The organism is Pedobacter sp. HDW13 (genome assembly GCF_011303555.1).
GTDB lineage: Bacteria > Bacteroidota > Bacteroidia > Sphingobacteriales > Sphingobacteriaceae > Pedobacter.
The window spans coordinates 2,879,632-2,902,146 of sequence record NZ_CP049868.1; the positions used below are offsets into that span (position 1 = coordinate 2,879,632).

A 22,515-nucleotide genomic window follows, 5' to 3' on the forward strand; every position below is an offset into this window, starting at 1 on the left:
CAATTTTGGCGATTTTGTTTTGGGATTTTGGTAATTAGCAGGTTTTGCAATTCAACATCGAGTTTAATTCATTACCGTTAAGGAATTAAGAAAATTAAGTAAGATTGGAGACTTAATGCCGTTATTTCTTAATGATGGAAAGATAAATACATGCCAGACAAACTCTTGATAGATTTCTTACCTTTGCCCAGCTCATGGTTAAACTACGCATTTCATTATTCATTCTGTTTTCGGGTATAGGTTTGGCACAGGCCCAGTTGTCGCCCAAAGAAATTGCCGTGTTAAAGGCCAATATGGTTAAGGCTATTGAAAGTTCGAAACTGACTGATTCTTTATTTAAGCGACTGAATAAATTGCCCAACAAAACTGCACTTGTTACTGGTTACACGGGTACTTTGGAAGCATTAAAGGCAAAACATTCGTGGAACCCTTACAATAAGATCAAATTTGTAAGCCGTTCACTTAAAACCATGAAAAAAGCCATCGATATGGATAAGGAAGATATGGAAATCAGGTTTATGCGGTTTTCAATTGAGTTTTACACACCTTCTTTTCTGGGTTTTAGTAAAGATCTGGCTGAAGACAAGAAGGAAATCGTTAAACATTATCAGAATGGAAACTTTGGATTGGCTGATGAGGAACTGGTGCGTAATGTAGCCAAATTTATGATCGACAGTAAAAGATGTACCGATACGGAAATTAAAATTTTTAAGAAACACCTCTAAATGAACTACACCTACCTGCTCATTAACATCGCTGTAATTTTTTTTCCACTCGTTTTATCGTTCGATAAAAAGGTGCATTTTTTTAGTAAATGGAGGTTTGTATTTCCGGCGATCCTGCTCACAGGGCTCTTGTTTCTGATCTGGGATATGCTTTTTACCAAACTCAATGTCTGGTCGTTTAACCCCGACTATGTTATCGGTATCAATCTTTACGGGCTGCCATTAGAAGAAATACTTTTCTTTTTAACCGTTCCTTATGCCTGTATTTTTATTTACGAGTGTTTGAACGTTTACTTCCCTAAAAACGAATTGCAGAAATACAGCCTGGCCTTAAGTAATTTAATTCTTGGGCTTTGCATTGCCATTTTGTTTTTTAGTTATTCGAGGTGGTACACCCTCATTAATTTCGGCTTCCTGCTGGTGGTGCTCGGTTACGTAGAATATGTAAATGTAAGGCTCAGGTTTATGTATCGGTTTTTCAGGGCTTATCTGGTTTCGCTTATCCCTTTTTATATCGTTAACGGATTTTTAACAGCCATTCCGGTGGTGATGTACAACGATAAACAAAACCTTGGCTTCAGGGTTGGTACCATTCCTTTCGAAGATCACTTTTATTTAATGGGCCTGCTGCTGCTGAATATTTATTTTTACGAAAAATATAAGGATAGGGCTGAAAGTAAAAGCTTATTAATTGAAAATTCAAAACAGGTATAGCCCTGTTTTAAATTTCAGGTTATGTTTTGCCGTACTGGCGGAGGGTATTAACAAGGGTTTCTGCACCATGCTAACCCTAAAAATGAAATACTTACTGTGCCACTTAGCCCCGGTTGGAGCGGTACCCTGCAACAACGAGGTACGAGGCAGCGAAGCGTACAGGCGGAAAACGGGAAGTAAACAGCTGTTTTGCACAGGTTTTGCGTTTCAAAAAAATGTCATTACCTCATTTAACCATAAAGCACTTTTTAATTACCTTCATTGCAAATTAATTTAATGAATTTACCAGTTTATACCAAACAACAGTTGGCTTTACGGAACGGAGAAGATAAACCGCAGATTTGGGTAGCCTACAAGGGGTTTATTTACGATATGACTGAGAGTAAGCTTTGGCGTAACGGTAAACATTATGAGCACTGGGCTGGTCAGGATTTAACCGATGAGCTGGCCGACGCACCACACACTGAAGCAGTTTTTGAAAAATTTACGCCTGTGGCGGTACTGGCTAAACCAAATTAATTTTAGTTAAAGTAGCCTGCTTTAACTCTTTAAATTCGGATGGTCTTTTCCCTACCATTTTATAAAAAGTATTGCTAAACGATGAGATGCTGTTATAGCCAACTTCGTAAGCAATTTCGCTAATGGTTAAGTCGGTTTCGAGCAGTTTCTCCATTGCTTTTATCATTCTGGCCAATTTAAGGTATTGGAAAAAAGAGGTATCCATGGCTGCCTGGAACAAGCGCGAAAGCGTACGCTCACTAAAGCCCATGGCTTTGCCTACACTTTCTAAGCTCAGTTGATCGCTTGAAAGGTTATCGATAATAAATTTCAGTACAGGTCTTAAACGCTGGTTTTCGGTGGTTGGCAGCGCAATAGGCAAAGGATGCTCGCTCACCACCGGCAAAATATTTTTTAAGGTATTCAGAAAATCATACTCTTTACTATTGGGAGTGATATTGCCATTCCAACGTTCGGAAAATAAAAACATTTCGAGCAAAAGATTATTTACAGGGTAAATTCCAATTTGTTTATAAAAAGGGTTTTCGTGGTCGGTAGTGATATCAAAATAGATATTCCTTACTACCGCGGCCTGGTAACGATGTTGTAAATGGTGTTCTACGCCTGCCGGAATCCACACGTAATGCCGTGCCGGAAGGAAATAAGATTTCTCTTTGGTGTATAAGAATATAATGCCACCTTCTACATAGGTTAACTGCCCCTTTAAATGTGCGTGGTCTTGAAATCGGTCTTCAAACCTGCTGTGCCAAACATACATGGTTTCTGGTTTTTGGTCGATTGCAAATAAAAGGTCTTCGTTGCTAACTTTTATCATTTGGCTGGTTTAAACAAATATCTGTCGGTTTAGATAAAACAAAGTAACAAATCTGTATCGAAATTTGCATCATTAATTAACGGATATGAGTTTTACAAAATATAAAAGCCGGTTTGGATGGTGTGTATACGTTCTTTTGCTGCCTGTTTTTGTTCGTGCGCAAGAAGCTGCCACACAAAATAATTTAAACATTACCCAGGTTTGGGCGCTTGCCGATAGCAACAGTAAAAAAATACAGGTAAAGCATTTAAGTGCCGAGGCAGCCGATGCCCATGTTAAAGTAAGCCAGGCCGAGCGTTTACCCGAAATAGCAGCCGAAGGGATTTACGCCCACGTTTTTCCGCTGCCCATTTACGAAAACGGCCTGTTCCATACTCCGGCGCAGTTTCCGGTAGCGCCTACTTACTATAAAGCCAGCGCCGATGCGTATTTTAATATTTATAATGGAGGTAAAACCAATACCGAAATTAATGCATCGAAAGTAGAAAGTGAGCTCAGCCATATTCAAAGCAGCCAGAATAAACAGGAAATCCATTACATCGCCGCAGTATATTTTTACGATGTTTTTCGCAATATTTCTTATCGCGTTTTATTGGAACAGGATATCAGGGATCGCGAAAAGCAACTAGCAGAAATTAGCCAGTTGTATAAAAACGGTACCGTATTAAAAAGTGATGTGCTGCGGGCCGAGCTGCGTTTATCTAAACAACGTATGTTGCTAACCGAGATCGAAAACAGCATTAAAATTGCGAAACAGAAACTCAATATCCTGATTGGTCGACCTGATGATGCTCCTTTAAACCCACAAATAGCAGCTAGCGAAACAGATGCTATTGCCCTGAAACAGGTAGACGAATATTTTAACGATGCCAAAACCTCGGCTTACAAAATCCGGATTTCGGAAAAAGAGCAGGCTTTGGCGCAGTTAAAGCTGAAAAATATCAGGTCTAATGTAATGCCATCGCTGGGTTTCTTTGGCGAATACGCTTTTGCTTATCCGCAGATCCAGTTTTATCCTTATGCGCTTTCGCTTTACAGTACCGGCATGGTGGGCTTAAAGCTGAAAGTCCCGATTTCATCGTGGTATACCAATCAGCATAAAGTTAAAGAAGCGCAGATTAAACTGCACCAGCAGGAAGTGGAAGACGAGGATGTAAAAGATAACATCCGCCAGGAAGTGCAGGAGAATTACATTCGCTATAAAGAATCGGTACAACGCATTAACGTGGCCGAAGAAAATATTAAACAAGCTACGGAAAGTTACCGCATTGTGCAGAATACCTATTTCAATCAGCTATCGCTGCTAACCGATTTGCTCGATGCCGAAACCCAGTTGTTGCAATCGCGCTTTGAACTAACCACCGCAAAGGTAAATGCCAAAATACAATACTATCAATTACAAAAAGCCATTGGAAATTTATAACATGAACACACAAAAACAAAGTAAGGCCGATAAAATAATTAGCAGGATAACCACCATCATAGCGCTGATTGTACTGGCAGTATTGCTGGTTTGGGGAGGTAAAACACTGCTGGGTTATATGCGCTATGAAGAAACCAACGATGCGCAGGTTGATGAATACATTAACCCGGTTACTGCCAGGGTTAGCGGTTACATTAAAGCCGTAAAGTTTGAAGAAAACCAGGAAGTAAAAAAAGGAGATACCCTGGTGCTGATTGATGATGATGATTACACTGTGCAGCAGGATGAGGCTTCGGCTTCGTTACTGAACGCACAGGCACAGGTATCGGTACAGCAAAGCAATATTAAAACGGCTCAAAGTAATGCTGCGGTAATGCAGGCTAAAATTGCTGCCGCTAAAGCCAAACTCTGGAAACAGCAAACCGAATACAACCGTTATAAAAAACTGTTCGATGCCGAATCGGCAACACGCCAGCAACTAGAAACGGTTGAAAGTTTACTGCAGGTAGCGCAGGCTGAGTACCTGGCTGCAAAGGAAGATTATGCGGCGGCAGTTTCTAAAACAAATGATATAAAAGCACAAAGTGAAGTGCTGTCATCAGAAATAAAAAGGAGAGCTGCCGTGGTGAAAAGAAATAACCTTAATACTTCATACACCGTAATTGTAGCGCCATACGATGGTAAAATGGGTAGACGAACCATACAGGAAGGCCAGTTGGTGCAAACCGGACAAATCATAGCTTACATTGTTGATCGAAGTGCGGGTAAATGGGTGGTGGCCAATTTTAAAGAAACCCAGATTGCGAAAATGTATGTTGGCGAACAGGTAAACATAGAAGTAGATGCCTTTCCCGATCAATTTTTTGCGGGCGAAATCGAATCGCTATCAGGGGCTACCGGATCAAGGTTTTCTTTACTGCCTCCCGATAACTCTACCGGAAACTTTGTTAAGATTGCACAACGCATACCCGTGCGCATCCGCATCAATAAACAGGATAAAGGCATTGATTTGTTAAGTGCGGGTATGAGCGCAAGTGTAAAAGTTAAAAGGGCTCAGGGTCATGACTAATACCATGCCCTTATTTAAAGCGAGGGTACCCGAGTGGTTGGTTGTTAGCAGTATTTTTGCAGTATTGCTATCGTCGGTACTGCTCTTTGCCTTATCAACCGCCGATGGAATTGCTGCCGCTGGTTATTATGGTGCTACCGCTGCTGATGTGCAGTTTTCTTTACTGATGTTTTATTCAGCCGTAGCCAGCTTTGCAGTGGTAGAACGCCGTTTTTTTGCGCGGGTAGTAACCAAAGATTATCTCCTGATTTGTATTGTTTTAGAAATACTGATTACCTATTGTTGTTACCATACCCGCGAAATAGGCCTCATTTTCGTCCTGCGTTTTTTACAAGGCATAGTAAACTGTGGTTTAACCAGTATTTCGCTCAACCTGCTGTTTAATCGCTTAAAATCAGAGCATGCCAAAGAAACAGGTTATACCATTTTTTATGGGATGATTCTTTGTGTTTCGCCACTTACGGCTTTGTTTTCGGTGCCGATAGTAGAAAACTACGAGTATAATGTAGTGTATAAGGCCATGATATTTTGTTTTTTGCCCAGCGCTGCATTGCTTTTTAGTGTATTAAACCGGGTGCACATGTTGCCTAAAAGCCATTTGTATAAAATAGATTGGCTCAGTTTTGTACTTTTTGCCTCCATGCTGGTGCTAATTGCTTATGTATTGATATATGGGCAGCAGTACGATTGGCTGGAAGATAATACCATTGTTGCAGCCATATTGGCAATTTTAATGTTATTTGCGGTTTCGGTTGCCAGGCAGCAGACCTTAAAAAGGCCAGCGGTTGATCTGGCTATATTTAAATCAAGGAATTTTGCCATTGGCATCGTTTTTCTGGTTATCCTGTATCTAATCCGCGGGGCATTTGGTTTAACTTCTTCTTATTTTATCAGTGTTTTGGGGATGGATTCGTTGCATGCCAACGAGATCATGATCTTTAATATTACCGGCGTAGTAGTCGGGTCGTTTATTGCCATTCGTTTCCTCATCAGGCAGAAGCACCTGCGCATTTTATGGGTAAGTGGTTTTGTATGCCTGTTTGTGTTTTTCTTATGGATGGGGCAGTTGTTTTCGAGCGAAGCAGGAACCGCTAATTTTTACCTGCCTTTGTTTTTACAAGGATTGGGAGCAGGAATGGTGATGTCACCCATTGTGATGTTTATCATGTCGTCAGTGCCCGATCGCATGAGCCAGTCGGCAGCTTCAGTAGGTGTTTTTGTGCGTTTCTCTACTTTTAGTTTAAGTCTGGCTTTTATTAATTTTTTCCAGTTGTATTTTAAGGGGAAACATAACGATGATTTGAGGGCTAGTCTTTCTGTGTTGGATTTTAATCTACCCGAACGGTTAAAAAGCTACCAGTCTGCCTTGACAAGCAGGGGTATGTTGAGAGATGAAGCATCGAAAGTGGCCGTCGGCCTGTTGAATAAAGCCGTGCAGAAACAAACCTTTTTGCAGTTTTGTGTAAGCTATTATAATTGGGTTGCGGTTCTTTGCCTATTCACGATTTTGCTGATTGCCTTGCAACCTGTAATTAGCCGCACGGTAATTAATTTGCGTAATAAACAACCTGCGGCTGCAGGGTTTTAGGGCAGTTGGTAATTAACAGTTTGTAGATTCTGTAAGGATTTCTGCTGCAAAGAGATTGTGAGGTTGATGTCATGTTGAGCCTGTCGAAACAGGTTTTCTAATTCCTTCGACAGGCTACCATTGACAGACCCAACAGAAGGATCGTCATTTCGACTGAAGCCAACCGGTTTTTCACCGGTAGTGAAACGGAGAAATCTATAAAGACAGATTTCTCGACTACGCTGCACTTCGCTCGAAATGACGACTCCGATGGGGCTGTCACTAATATTGTTTTTATCCAATAAATTAACCCTCAGGATGACAACTTAATTTTTATTGCTCTATTGTAAATGCACTCAGGTTTACAAACTGCTGAATACGTGCTGCAACTTCTTCTTCGGTTAAATTTAACAATCTTTCAGTTCCGAATTTCTCTACACAGAATGAAGCTAAAGCTGAACCATAAATAATGGCATTTTTCATGTTGTTAAAGTTAATGGTGCCCACTTTAGCTAAATAACCGATAAAACCACCTGCAAAAGTATCACCTGCACCAGTTGGATCGAACACTTCTGCCAAAGGCAATGCCGGAGCAGAGAAAATCTGATCTTCGTGGAACAACAAAGCGCCATGCTCACCTTTTTTAATGATTAAATATTTCGGACCCATAGCAAGGATTTTCTCTGCTGCTTTAACCAATGAGTATTCGCCTGATAACTGACGGGCTTCGGCATCATTAATGGTTAAAACATCAACCAATTTAATGGTCTCCAGTAAGTCGTCCATCATAATGTCCATCCAGAAATTCATGGTATCCATTACAATTAACTTCGGGCGGTTTTTAAGGCGTTTAATTACGGTTTGCTGTACCTGAGGGGTAAGGTTACCCAGCATCAGGTATTCGCAGTCCTGATAGCTTTCCGGGATGATCGGGTCGAAATTTTCCAATACATTTAATTCGGTAATTAATGTATCGCGGCTATTCATATCGTTATGGTATTTGCCCGACCAGAAAAAAGATTTTTCGCCTGCTTTTATTTGTAAACCTTCAGTGTCAATACCATGTTTGGTAAAGGTATCAATATCCGATTGATGGAAATCATCACCCACTACTGCAACAATTTTGGCTTTATTATAAAAGTAAGATGCTGCTAAACTGGCGTATGTTGCTGCTCCGCCTACAATTTTATCTGTTTTTCCGAAAGGAGTTTCAATAGCATCAAAAGCTACAGTACCTATGATTATCAGGCTCATATCTATGTATTAGTTTTTTTTTAATTTTTTTTCACTGCAAATATTGCATAAATAATTTAAAAGCCCTAATATTGCATTCCCAAAACGAACAAGCAGATATTTGCTGTAAAGCTTAAAGAAACTTGTTTTTTTGGATAGCCGGATTCCTTCTTAGCTCAGCCGGTTAGAGCATCTGACTGTTAATCAGAGGGTCGCTGGTTCGAGCCCAGCAGAAGGAGCGAAACCCACAATGAAAGTTGTGGGTTTTTTGTTTTAAGCCCATCCAGGCTTAACTATTTTACCTCTTCTAATCAATGTTATGTTGGCAATAGCCCGATAGGTAATCATCATAAAATTAACTAAATTCGCCGCATAAAAACTGGAGGTAAAGAACGCATATTCTAAAACTGCAAATTTACTCCTACCCGAATACCAAAAAAACTAACTTTCCTGAGATAAATGGGCCATAAAAGAATAACGAATGGATAAAATTAATTTGCTGGTTATTGTAACTGTAATTTCCTTGTTCATTTCACTATTTCTAGCATTTTTTTTGCTTACAGTTAAAACCAAACACAAGACGAGCAATGTGCTGTTTGCTATTTTTCTATTGATAAATGCAACAGATCTTAGTCATCCTTTATTTAATTTATATACTGATGGTCCTTCGAATCTGGGAATGTTCAGGACTACATTTGCTTTCTTACAAATTCCAGTTTTTTATCTGTACGTTTTATCTGTTTGTTATGCTGATTTCAGGTTTAAACCTAAATATTTGCTTCATCTGCTTCCATTTTTCATTGTAAACGCAATTTTATTACCTCGTTTTTATGCTGTAGATGCCGCCGCTAAAATTGATTTTATTGTAAATCGCCAAAGTATGGTTGAAGTGCAATTCAATCATCTTCTTATTCTTATTCAAATAGTGATCTATTTAGCAGCTATTTTTATGCTATTAAGAAAAGCAAAAAAGCTCTATCTGGAAAATAATGCAGGCGACAGTATCAATTCTTATCATTGGCTATTTCAGTTTACAAGCGTACTCACCATTTTATATTTAACTGCCATTTTAAAAAATGCATTTAAATTTTCTGATTATCCCTACATCTCTGAATGGATAAAGATTGGAATATCGGTATTTAGCCTGTTTATGATTTGTTGGTATTTATACAAGGCATTAAATCATCCGGATTTATTCAGAAGTATAGACTCAAAATTAAAATTGGTTTCGGACCTTATTCTGGAAGAAAAAAATAACCAGCAATTAGCCATAGCTGAAGAGGAATACAATGAAGAGTTATTGAAATTGAAGCAGTATATGGCCGAAGAAAAACCATTTCTTAATCCTGCTTTAACCATTCAAGAGGTCTCAAAGCATATTAGAGTTCCTGTTCGCGACTTATCGCTTTTAATTAACCATAAACTGGAACAACATTTTTACGATTTCGTTAATGCTTACCGGATAGAGACTGCCATGGATATTTTAAGGGATGGGACAAAAGGTAAGCTAACTATTCTCGAAATTCTATATGATGTAGGTTTTAATTCAAAATCTTCTTTTAATACGGCTTTTAAAAAACACACTGGCAAAACCCCTACTGTTTATCGTAAGGGTTTGTAAAATAGCGCTTTGTAATTATTTGTACTTGTCTTTTTAATTACCTGTACTTATTTTTTGAAACAAATGCGTTCGACTACGTCTATTCGGTCGCACAGTGTTAACTTCTTTTTCATGTTTGTATCGTCATAATTTTTAACCTAAAAACGATACATGAAAAGGACACTCTATTTACTAACGCTTCTATTAATAGTTTCGGGTTGCCAAACCAGCTATAAAGTTTTATCGAAAAAAAGAGACTATAGCTTTCTAACCGACAGTTTACACCTTGAACAACAATTAGCAAAATACAAGCTTCCGGGGGCCAGCCTTGTTGTTTTTGAAAATTATCAAATGGTGTATTTGAGCCAAGTAGGATTGAAATCAATGAATGCTAAAGAGAAAATAGACGAAAACACTGCCTTTTCTGTAGCATCAATTACAAAACCAATAACGGCACTGCTTTGCCATATACTTGAAGAGAAAGGCTTAATTAATTTAGATGATCCAATAGATCAATATTTAAAACGTTGGCACTTGCCTAAAAGTAAGTTTACGGAGCATAATAGTCCAACCTGGAGGCAATTCTTTAACCATACTTCTGGTACAAATCAAGGCGGATTTGCAGACTATTATGAAGGAGATACCATTCCAACAATTAAACAAAGTCTTTTAGGGCAAATACCAAGATACAATAAGGAAATTGAATTCTTGTTTACACCTGGAAGCAGTTTTGAATACAGTGGCGGCGGTTATGTAATTGTACAAATGGCATTAGAAGATACCTTGAATAAATCTATTGCAGAACTTGCAGCAGAATACCTTTTTTCGCCTCTTGGTTTAAAAAACACCACAATGAGACAGCCTAACCAAACCGGATTTTTGACTAATGTTGCTTCAGTTCACGATAAAGATGGAAAAGTGATTAAAAAAGGCCTGCCAATTACACCGCAAGTTGGAGCATCTGGAGTATGGTCTACCCCAACAGATTTAGCTAAACTTACCATTGAGATACAAAATGCCTTGCGCAATAAAAACAACAAAGTAATTTCTCATCGTATAGCTAAAAAAGTAACCGCAGTAAGCGCTTTGAAAAATGCTGTTGGTGGTTGGGCTTATGGATGGCAAAAGTCTGTTGGTTACAACAACTACGATTGGTTTATGTGTAGTGGCTCTAATACTGGAGTTGGTGGTAGTATTTTTGCTACGATGACAGATGGGAATGGCTTTGTAATTCTTGCGAATGGCGAAAAACCTAATCGTATTCCTGTGATCAACCAAGTGCGGATAAAGCTGTTGACGTTGATGAACTGGAACAAAAAAGTACCTCATGAAAACATTCAGGAAATACCTTCGAGTTTAAAAAAGCAACTGATCGGAACTTATGATGATTTCCTTTATGGGCAGGGAATGGATATCAAAATTGTAGAAAAGAATAACCGTCTTTATGTTGAATCTCCATTTTTGGAAATCTTTAAGGGGAAGAATGAAAATGAGTTGCTGTATCTGAAAAATGGATTATTTAAAATTGTAGATTATCCCAACCTGTTAAAATTCGATTTCAGCAATGGAAAACTAAATGCTGTAGTATTAACAAGAGATCAGTTAGCTATTCAAATCCCAATAATAATTAAAGAAAAATAACATCAACACATCGAACGCTAGATTGCAAGGTGTTGTAATTCAGTAGTTTGTGATTACTCGTACTTGTTTTTTCAAACAAATGCGTTCGACTACGTCTATTCGGTCGCACAGTGTTAACTTCTTTTTCATGTTTGTATCGTCATAATTTTTAACCTAAAAACGATACCATGAAAAGTACGCTTTATTTACTCATCCTTCTCTTAACAGTTTCGAGTTGTCAAATAAACAAAAGAGTATTGTCTACAAAAAGAGACCTTAGCTTTCTTACAGACAGTTTAAATGTTGAACAACAATTAGTAAAACACAAGCTTCCAGGGTTTAGTGTTGTTGTTTTTGAAAACTACAAAATCGTTTATACTAATCAATTTGGAGTAAAATCAACAGATTCAAAAGAAAAAATAGATGGAAACACTGCTTTCTCTACAGCATCTATTTCAAAACCAATTACCGCATTGCTTTGCTACGTGCTTGAAGAGAAAGGACTGATCAATTTAGATGAACCAATAGATAAATCCTTAAAACGTTGGCATTTGCCAAAAAGTAAGTTTACGGAGAACAACAGCCCAACCTGGAGACAATTTCTTAATCATACAGCCGGCACAACTCAAGAGGGATTTGCAGACTATTATGAAGGAGATACCATTCCAACGCTAAAACAAAGTCTTTTAGGTCAGATACCGAGATACAATAAAGAAATTGATTTCTTATTCACTCCAGGAACCGATTGGCAATACAGTGGTGGCGGATATGTAATTATCCAAATGGCATTAGAGGATACCTTGAATAAATCTATCGCCGAGCTTGCAGCAAGATATATTTTTTCGCCACTTGGCTTAAAAAACACCACAATGATACAGCCAAATGAAAAGGGATTCCTAACTAACGTGGCGCTTGTTCATGATGAAGAAGGAAAAGTAATCAGAAATGGTTTGCCAATCACGCCTCAAGTTGGGCCATCTGGCTTATGGTCTACGCCAACAGATTTAGCTAAAATTGCTATTGAAATACAAAATGCTTTACGCAATAAAAACAACAAGGTGATCTCTCATGATATTGCCAAAAAAATAACAGCAGTAAGCGCTTTAAAAAATGCTGTGGGTGGATGGAGTTACGGATGGCAAAAATCTTTTGGTTACAACAACTACGATTGGTTTTCTTGTAATGGTTCCAATACTGGAGTTGGGGGCAATGTTTTGGCGTCTATGACAGATGGTAACGGTATTGTATATCTGGCCAATGGCGAAAAACCTAATCGTTTTCCAGTGATGAATAATACCAGGATAAAGATACTTACACTAATGGGCTGGAATAAAAAAATCAATGAAGACATTCAGGAAATACCTATGAGTTTAAAAAAACAACTGATAGGAACTTATAACGATTTCTTATATGGACAGGGAATGGAAACCAAAATTGTAGAAAAGAATAATCGTCTTTATGTTGAGTCTCTTCTTTTGGATTTTCTTAAAGGAAAAAATGAGAATGAGTTACTATATCTAAAAAATGGATTATTTAAAATTGTAGATTATCCCAACCTATTAAAATTTGATTTCAGCAATGGAAAACTAAATGCTGTAGTATTAACAAGAGATCAGTTAGCTATTCAAATCCTAATAATAAATAAAGAAAAATAACATCAACACATCGAACGCTACATTGCAAGGTGTTGTAGTGCAGTGGTTTGTAATTACTCGTACTTGTTTTTTTAAACAAATGCGTTCGACTACGTTTATTCGGTCGCATAGCGCCAGTTTCTTCCTCATGTTTGCATAGAAATAATTTTTAATATAAAATTCGATATCATGAAAACTTCATTAAAACTCTTAGCCACTCTATTATTCATCAGTAACTTTTCTTTTGGACAAGATATTTCTAAAAAGATTGATTCCATCATAAAGGATAATTATCAAAAAAATCCAAACGTTGGTATTAGCGTTGGCTTTATCCAAAATGAGGAAGCATACTATACCGCCTATGGTAATTTGAACGCGACCAGTCAAACGAAAATCGATAAGCATTCGATCTTCGAAATTGCATCGATCACTAAAATTTTAACTTCAAATTTAATAGCACAAGCAGTTGTGGAGCATAAAATAAAAACCGATGATTTTATCGATGGCTTCCTTCCTAAGGGCTATGTGTTACATCAAAATCTTAAAAACAAGATCAAAATTTCAGACCTGGGCTCTCATCAATCTGGTTTGCCTGATATCGATTTTGTGAAATTAATAGCGTTAAATCCACAACAGCCTGTAAGTAATGTAACTGAAGAAACATTGACCACTATCATCAATAACTGTACAGAACTAAAAGATTATGGTAAATTTCGTTATTCTACAATTGGCTATACTTTGCTTGGACAAATATTAGAAACAATATATGGCAAGAGTTATGATCAAATTATTAGAGAGAAAATATTCCAACCGTTAAAAATGACAAGTACATTGACCAAAGATTTCAATGTAAAAAACATAACGACAGCTCACAATCCAGAAGGTGGCATTCAGGAATTCTTCAACTGGAATGTTACCGCACCTGCCGGATTGGTAAAATCTAACGCTGTTGATATGGTTACCTATTTAAAAGCAGTTTTGAATGAAGAAACTGCAGTAGGTAAAGCATCCATCATTGCAGAAAAAATCTACTATAAAGATGACAAAAGAGAAATGGGATTTGGTTTTAATATGATAGTGGATGATCAAAATACCGTTTACCTAAAATCTGGAGATTCTATGGGACAATCTTCAATTATATTTTACAATAGGGCTAAAAACTGGGGTGTCATTATCCTACTAGATCAAAGAAACTCAAAAATGAGACAGGATTTGCTGGATAAAATTTATAATACTGTTTTAAAATAGGTAAAGCATTTAGTTTGCCCACAAGTATAAAAGAACAGCGTAAAATTTTCAGTTGATTTCTCTTTTGTAGTGTGTTTATTTGTAAGCGCCTGTGTAAAGGGGGTTAAAGTCATAGCGAGAGTTGTGGCTTTTTTTATTTACATGCACTCAAATCCAATTAAACTTTCTGCGTTTGCAGCCGTCCAAATTGTACACACAGCATAAAGCTTGATTTATTATTTACTTAAAATTTAGGTTATGAAAAAGATTGTAAATGCGTTGCTCTTATTGGTTATGGTTGTGAATTTTAGTGCCTGCGTGGTGCATACCAGAGGGCCAAGAGGAGAATGGGTGCGCGGGCACTACGTAATCGGTCCTCATGGCGGCCGCTATTGGGTGCATGGCCATTACCGTTAATAGGGGCTGGAGGATTGAATGATTGAGTTTTGGATGAAAGAATGGTTAACTGTTCAATCATTCAAAATTCAATCATTTTTTATTTGCCTTAATTATCTTACTTCTTAATGTTAAAAAAATCATCATTAAGTAATTAAGAACATTAAGCGTTTTTAGCGATATTCCAAATACATTCAATCATTCAAAACTCGGTGATTCTCTCTCAAAACTCATGTTTAAAAAACGTTTACGTAACGATTGTGATTTTTGAATAAGATTACAGGAATAAAATAATACATTAGCAGCATCAATCTTATTTAATATATGCAGGAAGAAATTCTTTTACAGATAAGCGGAAAAATTAAAGAACGTCGTAAAGAACTTGGCATTACCGTGCAGGAACTTGCCGATAAGGCATCGGTAAGCAAAGGACTTATTTCGCAGATCGAGAATAGCCGTACCATACCATCATTAATGGTGTTAATGGATATTATTAAAAGCCTGCAGATTGATTTGAACAGCTTTTTTAAAGATATCAATTTCCATAAAAAAGATGCGCCCGTTCTGGTGAAGCGAAAAGACCAGTATCAGCAATTTGAAAAAGAGCAGGCCATGGGTTTTAACTACTCACGTATCCTGACCAAAAACATTAAATTTTCTACGGCCGATTTTGTATTGCTCGAGCTGGAGGTAAATGCGCACCGCCCAATGGTTAAAACCGAAGCCTTTGAATTTAAGTACATGATTGAAGGCAAGGTAGAGTACCAGTTCTCTAAAAAGAAAATTGTACTCGAAAAAGGCGATTCGATGCTTTTCGATGGCAGACTCTCACATACTCCTGTTAATATTGGCGATGGGAAGGCATTAATGCTCGTAATTTATTTTTTTGAGTAAAAAAACGATAAACAATGTTTATTAATACTTAACAAATTTTTACCTTCATGTTTATAAACACAAATAATATAAACAAATGAACATGAAGAAAATTTTATTGGCTGCATTAGTGCTGCTGTGCACATCCCTTTCGGTTGTGGCACAATCAAAAAAAGTTAAACACGTTGTTTTAATTGGTTGCGATGGTTTTGGTGCATATGCACTGAAGGAAGCCAAAATGCCAAATCTTAAAGCATTAATGAGCAGCGGCTCGTGGACCGATAAGGCCCGTTGCGTGTTGCCCTCTTCGAGTGCCGTAAACTGGGCTTCGCTGTTAATGGGAGCCGGACCTACCGAGCATGGTTATACCGAATGGGACAGCAAAGTGCCCGAAATCCCCTCAGCAACCAAAACAGCCTATGGTATATTTCCAACCATATTCAGCGTAGTCAGAGATCAGAAAAAAGAAGCTAAAACAGCTGTGGTTTACAGTTGGGGTGGTATTGGCTATCTTTTCGAAAAAGAGGCTGTTAATATTGTAGTTAATGGAAACGATAAAGACGATTTTTGTACCGACACTGCTGCGACTATTATCAGGAAAGAAAAACCTTATTTTACCTTTTTGCATTTAGATGAGCCTGACCATACCGGTCATGCTATTGGGCACCGTACACCTGAGTATTATAAACAACTGGAACTGGTAGACCAACGTATCGGTAAAATTGTACAGGCCGTTAAAGATGCCGGGATAGCAGACGAAACCATCATATTGGTTACGGCAGATCATGGCGGCACAGGCAAAGGCCACGGCGGTAAATCGTTAGATGAGATTCAGATCCCGTGGGTTATTGCGGGGCCGGGGGTGCGTAAAAACCACGAACTTAAGGATGTGATTATTACTTACGATACAGCTGCTACTTTAGCCTGGATAATGGGACTGCAGCAGCCACAAAGTTGGCGGGGCAAACCAGTGCAGGAAGCATTTACAAAATAGTACCTGCTTTGGCTGGTATAAACTTAACAATTTGATAACTTAACTTTTGTTTACAAATAATAAACTATGTTTACTATTGCGATGTTAAATACAAAAGTTTATGGCTATCAGGTTAAAAGCGTTAAACAACGCAGGCACAATCGTTAAAAACAGGTATTATGCCGTTAATAAAATTCAGCAGGCTCAAATTACTAAACTCGGCAGTTAAAATGAGTCTGCTGCATGTTGCCCGCAAAAAAGCACTTAACTGGCCTTATTGGTTAATTACTGTGCTTGGTGGTATTGCTGCCTTTGGTTGCTATACCAGTATGTATGCTTTCAGAAAAGCCTTTGCTTCTGCCACTTTTGAGCATCAGGAATTTCTGCATGTCGATTATAAAGTATGGCTGGTGGTTGCGCAAATGGTGGGGTACACGCTCAGCAAGTTTTATGGCATACGCTTTATTTCCGAATCGGGTAAAAATAACCGGGCGCGAAGTATTATCCTGCTTATAGTTTTTTCGTGGCTGGCCTTACTGGGCTTTGCATGTGTACCTGCTCCTTACAATATCGCTTTCCTTTTGCTTAATGGTTTTCCGTTGGGTATGATCTGGGGTTTGGTATTTAGCTATTTAGAAGGCCGTAAAACCACCGAGTTTATGGGCGCATTAATGTCTATCAGTTTAATATTTGCTTCTGGCTTTGTTAAAACGGTGGCGCGTACCTTAATGTCGGTTGCAGGTGTGAGCGATAACTGGATGCCTTTTCTTACCGGACTTGTTTTTCTGTTGCCGCTCTTCTTCTTTGTTTTTTGTTTAGAAGTAATGCCGCCACCATCAAAAGAAGATAAGCTATTGCGTACCGAACGGGTGCCTATGAATGCAAAACAGCGTGCTAAATTTATAACTGCTTTTTTGCCGGGCATCGTACTCACCATTATTATTTATGTGCTGCTTACCTGTATCCGCGATATGCGCGATAATTTTGAGGTAGAGATATGGAATGGTTTGGGTATTCATGATAATCATATTTATACTCAAATCGATACCCTGATTTCGGTAGTGGTATTGGTTATGATTGGACTGCTGATTCTGATTAAAGATAACCTTAAAGCTTTTACTGTTATCCATGTAATGATTATAGCAGGCTGTTTGCTAATTGGCTTTAGTACCTTTCTTTTTGATAAGGGATATGTTGGGCCTGTAAGCTGGATGGCTTTATTGGGTATGGGACTTTATATGGCTTATATCCCTTATAATGCCATTTTCTTTGAGCGGATGATTGCCAATTTCCATTATAAGAGCAACATTGGTTTTATTATGTACGTGGCCGATTCTATTGGCTATGTAGGTAGTTTTTCGGTGTTAATGCTGCATGAATTTGGCGAAACCAATGTAAGCTGGATGCATTTCTTTAAGCAGTGCTTAATTGCCGTGCCGCTTATTGGCGGTGTGTGTAGTGTGCTTTCGCTAATTTATTTCAGGCGAAAAACCTTGATGACGAATAAAAAACAGCAACACCTGCCAGCTAAACAGGCATGGAGTGGCGTTTCAGAATAACGATTAATTTAAATTTGTGCCCATTGGAAATTAAAACCAGCGAGGCACCTGAATAATAATTCAATGACAGATAAACATTTCGATCTTATTGTAGTTGGTGGTGGCATATTGGGTACTTTCCATGCTTACCATGCACTGCTTATGGGTAAAACAGTATTGCAGTTAGAAAAAGATAATTATCCGGTAGGTGCTACCGTGCGCAACTTTGGTCAGGTGGTACCATCAGGTATGGAGGCCGAGTGGTTTGAGTATGGTGTGGCCGGATTGGAAATCTACAAATCTATCCAGCAGGAATTTGATATTTCAGTTCGTAATAACGGCAGTGTTTATATTGCATCCGATGCTGATGAGCAAACCTTAATACACGAATTAAAAGCACATTACGACACTTTAGGTTACGAAACAGAGTTGCTTGGGCAGGCTGCCATCTTAAATAAATATCCGGCCATTAAATCTTCATATGCAAAAGAAGCCATATTTTTCCCCCAGGAAATTAGCGTGGAACCCGAACTGATGATTTACCGCTTGCAGCAGTACATGCAAACTAAGTTTAAGAATTATCAGCTACAGTACAACAGCCCTGTAACTGCGTGCCAACGCAAGGGCAGCGGGGTAGAGGTGGGCTTAAAAAACAACAGCGTACTTTTTACAGGCGACAAAGCCGTAATCTGTAATGGTTACGAGTTTAAGCTGCTTTATCCTGAGTTGTTTAGCGAAAGTGGTATTGTGGTAAGTAAACTGCAGATGATGCGCACGGTGCCTATGGCTGATGTACAGCTGTCGGGAAATATTTTAACGGGCTTAACTACCCGCAGGTATGAAAGTTTTGAGCATTACTGCCCTTCTTTCCAATCTATTAAAACACCAGAACATTACGAAGAACTTAAAAAATGGGGTATCCATATCTTGTTTAAACAGGCGGCAGATAGCAGCATTATTATCGGCGATTCGCACGTTTATGCAGATGTAAACCATTTTGATGACCTGGGTTTTGATCTCAGTCATCACATTAACGAATTAATGCTCGAAGAAGCAGCGCGCATTGTTGATTTTGATGTGCGTAAGCTGCAAACTACCTGGGCTGGCTTTTATCCGCAACACGCAACTAAACATATTGTAACCTACGATTTGGATGATTGTATCCATATCCGCACTGCTATTGGTGGCAAAGGTATGACCGCGAGCGCGGGTTATGCAGCCGAAAGCATTAAGAATATATTTAGTTAACAAATACTAAACAAAATAGTGGTATTTTGTTAACTAAAAGTTGGTATTAGGCTAACATGCACGTCTTAATATTGCATCTGTAAACCTTAAAAATTTTATAGATGAAACATCTCTACAAGATGAAGATGTGCATGGTAGCTTTGCTACTGCTATGCATCACGCCTTATTTTACATGGGCGCAAACAAAAATAGCAGGTCTGGTTAAAGACGATGCACAACAACCTATTCCCGGTGTAAGTGTGCTGGTAAAGGGCAGCAAAAAAGCCACTTCTACCGATCTTTCAGGTCGCTTTACCATTGATGCCAAAAGCGGCGAAACTTTAGTGTTTAGCGCTGTTGGCTTTCTTCAGCAAGAAGTTGAGGTTAGCGGAACCAATCTTACCGTAGCCTTAAAAACAGACTCGAAAAACTTAAATGAAGTGGTGGTTACCGCTCTTGGTATCCGTAAAGAAAAACGTAACCTGGGTTACGCCATTCAGGAAGTAAAAGGCGCCGATTTGGTAAAGGCCAGGGAAGCCAATCCGGTAAACGGTTTGGTGGGTAAGGTTGCCGGTTTAACTGTTGGTGTATCTTCCGAACTTTTGGGACGTTCGTCGCTATACCTGCGAGGTAACAACGTAAACCTGGTGGTGGTAGATGGGGTGCCAATTAATTCGGATACCTGGAATATCAACCCCGATGATATTGATACCTATACCATACTAAAAGGCCCTGCAGCTGCGGCGCTTTATGGTTATCAGGCCTATAATGGTGCTTTATTAATTACCACTAAAAAAGGAAAACTGAACGATAAAGGCTTTGTGGTAGAATTAAATTCGAGCACACAGTTCAACAAGGGTTTTATCGCTTTACCTAAAAGCCAGGATGAGTACGGCCCGGGCGAGCATAGTGCCTATGCTTTTGGCGATGGAAAAGGCGGTGGCTTAAACGATGGCGATTACGATATCTGGGGACCAAAATTTGAAGGTCAGCTTATTCCGCAGTACGATAGCCCAATTGTAAACGGTGTGCGCCAGGGTACGCCATGGGTGGCCCGCGGAAAAGACAACTTAAAGCGTTTTATCCAAACCGGACTGCTTTCGGCCAATAACATTGCGCTATCTTCGGCTACCGATAAATACAATTTAAGGGTATCGGTTTCCAATAACTACCAAAAAGGCATTATCCCGAATACCCAGCTCAACATTAATAACTTTAATGTGAGCGGTACCTATAACATCAGCCCTAAACTAAAGGCCGAAGCTTATATCAATTACAGTCGCCAGTTTTCTGATAATATTCCAGATGTAAACTACGGCCCGAACAGTGTAATTTATAATATGACACTTTGGGGTGGTGCCGACTGGAATATCGATGATATGAAAAATTACTGGCAAACCGGTAAAGAAGGTATCCAATCTATTTATGCCGAGTACCAGCGTTACCATAACCCTTATTTCATGTCGTACGAGTGGTTGCGTGGCCATAAAAAGAACGATATTAACGGTTATGCATCATTAAACTATAACCTGGTTAAAGGTTTGGATGTGATGTTAAAAACACAGATTTCTACTTACGACCAGCTGAGAACAGAGAAAATGCCATTTTCGGCACACCCTTATGGTCGCGAAGAAGGTTTGGGCGATTACCGCGAAGACCGTAGAAGCATGTTCGAGAATAATACCCAGCTACTTTTAAAATACAATAAAAACGTTGGGGATCTGTTCGAAATCAGTGCCTTTGGTGGTAGTAATGCGCGTAACTTCAGTTACAACTCTAGCTTTACTACAACCGATTATCTGAACGTACCTAACGTTTACAATTTCTCTAACTCTAAAAACCCGGTAAAGGCATTTAACTTTAATTCGAAAATGCTCGTATTAAGTGCTTTTTATTCAGTGGATATCAGCTTTAAAAAGTACCTGAATATTAACACCACGGGCCGTATCGATAAAAACTCTGCTTTGCCAATGGGCAATAATTCGGCATTCTACCCTTCAGTTTCTTTAAGTTCGGTGGTATCTGATTATGTGAAAATGCCTGCTTTTATTTCTTTTGCAAAAGTAAGGGCATCGTATGCTAACGTTAAAGATCCGGGTTTAGGTACTTTAGAATATATTGGTGCAACACCATTGCAAACATATCCTTTGGGTTATGGTGCCGAATACACCTCGTCATATGGCGGTCCGGGTTATGGCATGTCTTCTCCATATAGCGTTAGACCAACTTTTAACAACCAAACCGGTGCTTTTTATACCGATAACCTGATCGATTTAAATGCAGTAAAAGCGCAAAGCCGTACCAATTACGAAGGTGGTATCGACCTTAAGTTTTTAAAGAATAGGTTAGGTTTTGAAGCCACTTATTTCCGTTATATCGACGGGCCAAAAATCATCAGGCAAAACATTTCGCCTGCTACAGGTTACCAAACCAATACCATTAATGGCCGTAAAACACAAAACAGTGGGGTGGAGTTAAGTTTATCTGGCTCACCGGTGCTTACCGATAAATTTGGATGGGATGTGTTGGTAAACTGGTCTACCTATAAACAGATTTATAAAGAACTTGCCCCTGGCGAAACTTCGGTTGATCAGTTCTTCAAAGCAGGCGACCGTATCGATAATATTTATGGTTCGGTGCTGGCTAAATCTCCAAGCGGGCAGGTAATCCACACGTCGAGTGGTACCCCTATTTCTTTACCGGTTAACCAGTTGCTGGGCCATGCCGATCCAAACTGGGTGTGGAGCATCAGCAATAAATTCAGGTATCAGAATTTCTCTTTCAGCTTTCAGTTAGATGGAAAAGTAGGAGGCGTAATGCAGGATTATGTGCGGTTGAAATCTTTTCAGGGTGGTCGCCAGATCGAAACCATTCAGGGTAAAATGGGCGAAGCCAGATATCAGGATTATGTACGGGTAAACGATCCGAATTATAAAGGTACCTGGGTAGGTGATGGTGTGGTTGTAGCCAACGGAGCCAAAATTAATTTCGATCCGGTTACAGGTGTAATTACCAATTACAATCAGCTTACTTTTGCACCGAATGCTACCCCTCAATTGCTGCAGGATTACCTGGGTGTTTTTTATGGCGCTAAGGAAAATACCATGATGAGCCGTACTTATGCCAAATTGCGTGAGGTAACCTTCGGTTATCAGCTGCCTAAAAAGTTATTGGCCAATACTTTTATCCGCTCGGCCAATATATCGGTAGTAGGGCGTAACCTGCTTTATTTTATTAATTCTACCTATAATGATGTGGATGTAGATCAGTATTCGGGCAGAGAAGGCACTTCTACACTGCAAACACCAACTACACGTAGTGTTGGTTTTAACCTGAATGTTACTTTCTAGTCATTAAAAAATA

At 38.9% G+C, this 22,515-nt stretch carries 18 protein-coding genes and 1 tRNA gene; 17 read left to right on the forward strand and 2 right to left on the reverse strand.

Annotation, left to right across the window (positions count from 1 at the left end; genetic code table 11):
• Positions 1–194 precede the first annotated feature (194 nt).
• From G7074_RS12340 to G7074_RS12350, 3 genes are all read left to right on the forward strand, one after another.
• Entirely contained in the window at positions 195–725 is a 531-nt protein-coding gene (locus tag G7074_RS12340) for a hypothetical protein (RefSeq protein ID WP_124562587.1), read from the forward strand.
• Positions 726–1,439 (forward strand): lycopene cyclase domain-containing protein, encoded by a 714-nt coding sequence (locus G7074_RS12345; RefSeq protein WP_124562588.1) that lies wholly within the window; start codon positions 726–728, stop codon positions 1,437–1,439. It abuts the gene before it with no gap.
• A gap of 276 nt (positions 1,440–1,715) precedes the next feature.
• A complete protein-coding gene (locus G7074_RS12350) occupies positions 1,716–1,958 on the forward strand; it encodes a cytochrome b5 domain-containing protein (protein ID WP_124562589.1) in 243 nt (80 codons plus the stop codon).
• Here the strand turns inward: G7074_RS12350 and G7074_RS12355 are convergent.
• The gene (locus tag G7074_RS12355; RefSeq protein WP_124562590.1) at positions 1,945–2,772 is read right to left on the reverse strand and encodes an AraC family transcriptional regulator; all 828 of its coding nucleotides are present in this window, start codon (positions 2,770–2,772) and stop codon (positions 1,945–1,947) included. The two genes, G7074_RS12350 and G7074_RS12355, sit on opposite strands and share 14 nt — an antisense overlap.
• 85 nt (positions 2,773–2,857) lie before the next feature.
• Here G7074_RS12355 and G7074_RS12360 point away from each other — a divergent pair, with 85 nt between their 5' ends.
• Genes G7074_RS12360 through G7074_RS12370 form a run of 3 tightly spaced genes read left to right on the forward strand, consistent with a single transcriptional unit; the run spans position 2,858 to position 6,852 of the window.
• Positions 2,858–4,195 (forward strand): TolC family protein, encoded by a 1,338-nt coding sequence (locus G7074_RS12360; protein ID WP_124562591.1) that lies wholly within the window; start codon positions 2,858–2,860, stop codon positions 4,193–4,195.
• Between the two features lies 1 nt (position 4,196).
• Positions 4,197–5,264, forward strand: a complete 1,068-nt coding sequence (locus tag G7074_RS12365) for an HlyD family secretion protein (RefSeq protein WP_124562592.1) — start codon at positions 4,197–4,199, stop codon at positions 5,262–5,264.
• The gene (locus tag G7074_RS12370; protein ID WP_124562593.1) at positions 5,257–6,852 is read left to right on the forward strand and encodes an MFS transporter; all 1,596 of its coding nucleotides are present in this window, start codon (positions 5,257–5,259) and stop codon (positions 6,850–6,852) included. The genes G7074_RS12365 and G7074_RS12370 overlap by 8 nt, the downstream gene beginning before the upstream one ends.
• A gap of 312 nt (positions 6,853–7,164) precedes the next feature.
• Here the strand turns inward: G7074_RS12370 and G7074_RS12375 are convergent, their stop codons facing one another.
• On the reverse strand, positions 7,165–8,085 hold the full coding sequence (locus G7074_RS12375; RefSeq protein ID WP_124562594.1) for a PfkB family carbohydrate kinase: 921 nt from the start codon (positions 8,083–8,085) through the stop codon (positions 7,165–7,167).
• A gap of 144 nt (positions 8,086–8,229) precedes the next feature.
• Between G7074_RS12375 and G7074_RS12380 the strand changes: the two genes are divergently transcribed.
• From G7074_RS12380 to G7074_RS12430, 11 genes are all read left to right on the forward strand, one after another.
• Positions 8,230–8,303: transfer RNA gene (locus tag G7074_RS12380), tRNA-Asn, on the forward strand.
• A 536-nt stretch (positions 8,304–8,839) separates the two neighbouring features.
• The gene (locus G7074_RS12385; protein ID WP_240916527.1) at positions 8,840–9,685 is read left to right on the forward strand and encodes an AraC family transcriptional regulator; all 846 of its coding nucleotides are present in this window, start codon (positions 8,840–8,842) and stop codon (positions 9,683–9,685) included.
• Between the two features lie 150 nt (positions 9,686–9,835).
• A complete protein-coding gene (locus tag G7074_RS12390) occupies positions 9,836–11,305 on the forward strand; it encodes a serine hydrolase (protein ID WP_166212416.1) in 1,470 nt (489 codons plus the stop codon).
• Positions 11,306–11,472: 167 nt separating this feature from the next.
• Entirely contained in the window at positions 11,473–12,939 is a 1,467-nt protein-coding gene (locus tag G7074_RS12395) for a serine hydrolase (RefSeq protein WP_124562219.1), read from the forward strand.
• Between the two features lie 168 nt (positions 12,940–13,107).
• Complete coding sequence (locus G7074_RS12400) at positions 13,108–14,166, forward strand: serine hydrolase (protein WP_166208626.1); 1,059 nt, start codon at positions 13,108–13,110, stop codon at positions 14,164–14,166.
• Between the two features lie 237 nt (positions 14,167–14,403).
• Positions 14,404–14,562: a hypothetical protein gene (locus tag G7074_RS12405; RefSeq protein ID WP_158674122.1), complete on the forward strand. Its 159-nt coding sequence runs from the start codon at positions 14,404–14,406 to the stop codon at positions 14,560–14,562.
• Positions 14,563–14,865: 303 nt separating this feature from the next.
• Entirely contained in the window at positions 14,866–15,435 is a 570-nt protein-coding gene (locus G7074_RS12410) for a helix-turn-helix domain-containing protein (RefSeq protein WP_124562217.1), read from the forward strand.
• An 82-nt stretch (positions 15,436–15,517) separates the two neighbouring features.
• A complete protein-coding gene (locus G7074_RS12415; protein ID WP_124562216.1) occupies positions 15,518–16,408 on the forward strand; it encodes an alkaline phosphatase in 891 nt (296 codons plus the stop codon).
• A gap of 158 nt (positions 16,409–16,566) precedes the next feature.
• Positions 16,567–17,946 (forward strand): DUF5690 family protein, encoded by a 1,380-nt coding sequence (locus G7074_RS12420; protein ID WP_124562215.1) that lies wholly within the window; start codon positions 16,567–16,569, stop codon positions 17,944–17,946.
• Between the two features lie 63 nt (positions 17,947–18,009).
• Positions 18,010–19,173 carry a TIGR03364 family FAD-dependent oxidoreductase gene (locus G7074_RS12425; RefSeq protein WP_124562214.1) on the forward strand — a complete coding sequence of 388 codons (1,164 nt, stop codon included), beginning with the start codon at positions 18,010–18,012 and terminating at the stop codon, positions 19,171–19,173.
• Between the two features lie 101 nt (positions 19,174–19,274).
• The gene (locus G7074_RS12430; RefSeq protein ID WP_166208629.1) at positions 19,275–22,502 is read left to right on the forward strand and encodes a SusC/RagA family TonB-linked outer membrane protein; all 3,228 of its coding nucleotides are present in this window, start codon (positions 19,275–19,277) and stop codon (positions 22,500–22,502) included.
• Positions 22,503–22,515: the final 13 nt, after the last annotated feature.